We start from the raw sequence: 3,968 nt of genomic DNA, 5'->3' as shown, positions 1-3,968 counted from the left end.
GGTCAGCGGTCGGTGCGGCGGAGCCAACCCTGGGCAGCGCGTTCGCCGCTGGCCATCGCGCCTTGGATGGAGGCGTGGTCGACCCAGTCGCCGGCCACGATGAGGCCGGGATCGATCTCCATGTCGCGTTCGGGCACGAAGGGCGCGGGCTGCACGGGCAGCGCGTAGGGGATGTCGTCGCGGCGGATCAGCTCCCAGGACGCCGGTGAGGTGTCGACGCTATAGATCCCCTTCAGGTGCGCCCGGACCTCCTCGTCGCTGACCGGCGTGCCGCCCGCCCGCAGGAGGCTGCTCGCCTGCACCAGATGCCGACCGGCCGGCGCATAGTCGGGCGCGACATGACTCATCACCGCGGTGCTGACGACCGGACCGTGGGGCTCGCCGCGGGCGTCCACGATCACCATCGGCAGGTCAGTCGGGGCCTCATCGACGGCAAACCAGTGTGTGGTCACGCCCTTGCCGGGGGGCACGGCCGCCCCGGTCAGGGCGGCCGCAGCCTCCGGTCCCGCAGCCACGACGACGAGGTCGGCGCTCAGCTCCGCACCGCCCTCGGTGCGGACCTTCCCCGGCCCGACCTCGACGACACGCGTCCCGAGCTCGACCGGCCGGAGCAGCTTGTCGGCGAGCTGCTCGGGCAACGCCTGCATGCCACCGGTCGGCAACCCCGGCCGGCCCTTGCTGAAGTAGCGCACCATCATCCGGGTGAAGGCGGTGGAGGAGCTGCCGTCGTCCTCGAGGAGCACACCCTCCAGGAACCGGTCGATGAGACCGCGCAGCGGCCCGACGAGACTGACCTGGTCCATCGACTCACCTCTAGGCAGGTCGTCGCTGGTCACCTTCTCGATCGCCCAGTCCGGCACGAGTGCCGGCCCCAGCCACCGAGCGAGCGCGGCGACGCTGGAAGGGTGCAGCTTGCCCGAGCGGATGGTGCGCGCCAACAATTGCGGCTCGCGCCGGGGGTCGGCCACGACCTGCAACTCCTCGAAGCGGGGCGAGCGCAGCCCCAGCCCCGCGCCAAACGAGCGCATCTCGAGCGCGTCCAGATCGGCATAGTGGCGCACCCGCGGATAGGCCGGGTTGAGCACCTGGAAGCCTCGGTCCAGCAGGAAGCCGTCGACCCGGTCGGTGCGGATCCGGCCGCCGACGGCCTCACCCGCCTCCAGGACGTGCGCGTGCACTCCGGCGGACTCGAGGGCGAGCGCGCAGGTCAGTCCCGCAACGCCCGCGCCGACAATCAGGACTTCCGCAGCAGCTGGCATGTTTTCGAGCGTATGACGTGTCCGCCAACTTGTCCTGTTGCGGCCGAGCGCGACCGAGCGCGACCGACAGGCCGACCGCGGATTCGCTGGCGACCAGTGTCAGTCAGCGGCGCGTGGACCGGCGGGCGACCAGACCGGCAGGCGGGACCTGCACCGAGCGGGGCGCGTTGACCTCGCCCTGGAGGTGGCGCAACAGCAGGTCGATTGCCGCGGTGGCGACCGCGGGCAGGTCCAGGTCGAGCGCGGTCAGCGGTGGCTCGGACAGCTTGGCCCGCAGCCCGTCATAGCGGGTGGCGACCAGGACGTCCTGCGGCACCCGGCGGCCGGCCTCCGCCAGCGCGGCCAGGGCCCCGGTCGCGAAGGCGTCGACCACGACGCACACCGCGTCGATCTGCGGGTGCTTGAGGAGGAGGCGGGCGGTCTCGCCATACCCGCCGTCCTCGCCGAGCTCTTCCGCGGCGAGCCCGACGTAGGGGGCCTGCCCGGTGCGGTGGCAGAACGCGTCGTAGGCGGCGAACGTGTCGAGATAGGAGCGGCGCTTGCTCGTGGCAGCGACCAGCGCGACCGCCTGGGCGCCCCGGTCGTGCAGGTGATCGAGCAGCAGCGTGGCCCCTTGCCCCCCGGCCATGTCGACGTGCGGCACGTCCGCGCCGGGCTGGCGTCCGACGGCGACGTAGGGCAGGTGGCGGGATCGCAGCTCGTGGGCCAACGGGTCGCCTGCGCTCGGCTCGACGAGGATGACGCCGTCCACGTCGAGGTGGGAGAGCGGGTTGAGCGAGGTCTCGGTGGGCGGGACCAGCACGAGGCTGTAGCCGTGCAGCAGCGCACTCTCGGCAGCCGCCGCCGCCACCTCGGTGAAGAAGCCCAGGCGTGAGCTGCCGGCAGAGACCGCGGTCGGCATCGAAGACATCAGCGCGATGGAGCGGGTCTTGCCCGAGCGCAGGCGCTGGGCGCGGACGCTGGGGCGATAGCCCAGCCGGTCCGCCGCGTCGATGACCCGCGCCCTGGTGCCCGCCTGGACCTGCCCCATCCCGCGCAACGCGTGGGAGACCGTGGTCGGGGAGACCCCGGCCTCGCGCGCGACGTCGCTGATCGTCGGGCGGGGAGAGGACATGCCGCAGTTTCTCACAGCCTGTTCGTGGCACGATGGGGATTGCCGCCACGGCCAGCCCGTCACCTCAGGAGCAGAAGTCAACGATGACTAACCTCGCGCACAACCTCGCCCGCACCGCAGCGCAGTTCCCCGATCACCCCGCGGTGATCCTCGACGACTTCGTGCTGTCCTACTCCGACCTGGAGCACTCCGTCCAACAGCTGGCCGGGTGGCTGCGCAGCCAGGGCGTGGGTGAGGGCGACCGGGTCGCGCTCATGCTGCCCAACGTGCCCACTTTCCCGGTGATCTATCACGCCGTCCTGGCCCTCGGCGGCATCGTGGTCCCGATGAACCCACTCTTCAAGCGCCGCGAGATCGAGTTCTATCTGCGCGACTCCGGGGCAAAGTTGCTGGTGGCGATGCCCGGCGAGGAGGCGCAGGCCGCGACGGAGGCGGCCGGCGTGCAGCTGATGGCGGTCGGCCCGGAGGGGCTGAGCTCCTGGGTGCACGGCGAGGACGCCACCGACCCGGTCACCGAGGTGGTCGAGCGCGCGGGCGACGACACCGCGGTCATCCTCTACACCTCGGGGACCACCGGCCGGCCCAAGGGCGCCGAGCTGACCTTCGACAACCTGCAGACCAACCTGGACACCACCAACGACACCCTCGTCCACCTGGAGCCCGGCGACGTCGTGATGGGGTGCCTGCCGCTCTTCCACGTCTTCGGGATGACCTGCGCCATGAACACCACGTTTTCCGTCGGTGCGGCGCTGACCATGATCCCGCGCTTCGACCCGGCCAAGGCGTTGCAGGTGATCGAGCGGGACCAGGTCACGGTCTTCGAGGGTGTGCCGACGATGTATGGCGCGATGCTCGCCGCCGCGGGCGCGGCCGAGCAGGTGCCCGACCTGTCTAGCCTGCGGCTGGCAGTCTCCGGCGGCTCGAGCCTCCCGCTGGAGGTCATGCGCCGCTTCGAGGAGACCTTCGACGCCGCGATCCTGGAGGGCTACGGCTTGTCCGAGACCAGCCCGGTCGCCTCCTTCAACCACCCGGACCGGGAGCGCAAGCCCGGCTCCATCGGCATACCGATCCGCGGTGTGGAGATGAAGCTGGCGACTCCGGACGGCGAGGACGTGGACGCCGCCGACCTCGACGCGATCGGGGAGATCTGCATCCGCGGAGAAAACATCATGAAGGGCTACTGGCAGCGACCGGACGCCACCGCCGACGCGATCGACGCGGACGGCTGGTTTCACTCCGGCGACCTGGCCCGCCGCGACGCGGACGGCTTCTACTTCATCGTCGACCGCAAGAAGGACCTGATCATCCGGGGTGGGCTCAACGTCTATCCGCGCGAGATCGAGGAAGTCCTCTACGAGCACCCGGACGTGGCCGAGGCAGCCGTGATCGGGGTGCCGCACGCCGAGCTCGGCGAGGAGATCGCGGCGTATGTCGTGCTCAAGCCGGGTGCGCAGGTGACTGCAGACGCGCTCATCGAGCACGTCAAGAGCCAGATCGCCCCCTACAAGTATCCGCGGACCGTGACCCTGATCCCAGAGCTGCCCAAGGGCGCGACCGGCAAGATCCTCAAGCGGGAGTTGCGCGAGGGGGAGTGA

At 70.8% G+C, this 3,968-nt stretch carries 3 protein-coding genes; 1 reads left to right on the top strand and 2 read right to left on the bottom strand.

Features of this window, described 5'->3' with window-relative positions:
- Nucleotides 1-2: 2 nt before the first annotated feature.
- Nucleotides 3-1,259 carry an NAD(P)/FAD-dependent oxidoreductase gene (locus tag Q4P07_RS08290; protein ID WP_303374438.1) on the bottom strand — a complete coding sequence of 419 codons (1,257 nt, stop codon included), beginning with the start codon at nt 1,257-1,259 and terminating at the stop codon, nt 3-5.
- A gap of 103 nt (nt 1,260-1,362) precedes the next feature.
- Entirely contained in the window at nt 1,363-2,373 is a 1,011-nt protein-coding gene (locus tag Q4P07_RS08285; protein WP_303374437.1) for a LacI family DNA-binding transcriptional regulator, read from the bottom strand.
- An 83-nt stretch (nt 2,374-2,456) separates the two neighbouring features.
- On the opposite strand from Q4P07_RS08285, the gene Q4P07_RS08280 reads away from it, so the two are divergent.
- On the top strand, nt 2,457-3,968 hold the full coding sequence (locus Q4P07_RS08280; RefSeq protein ID WP_303374436.1) for a long-chain fatty acid--CoA ligase: 1,512 nt from the start codon (nt 2,457-2,459) through the stop codon (nt 3,966-3,968).

Origin of the sequence: Ornithinimicrobium sp. (genome assembly GCF_030537745.1) — a bacterium.
Lineage (GTDB): Bacteria > Actinomycetota > Actinomycetes > Actinomycetales > Dermatophilaceae > Ornithinicoccus.
This window is presented reverse-complemented; position numbering and strand designations above follow the sequence as displayed.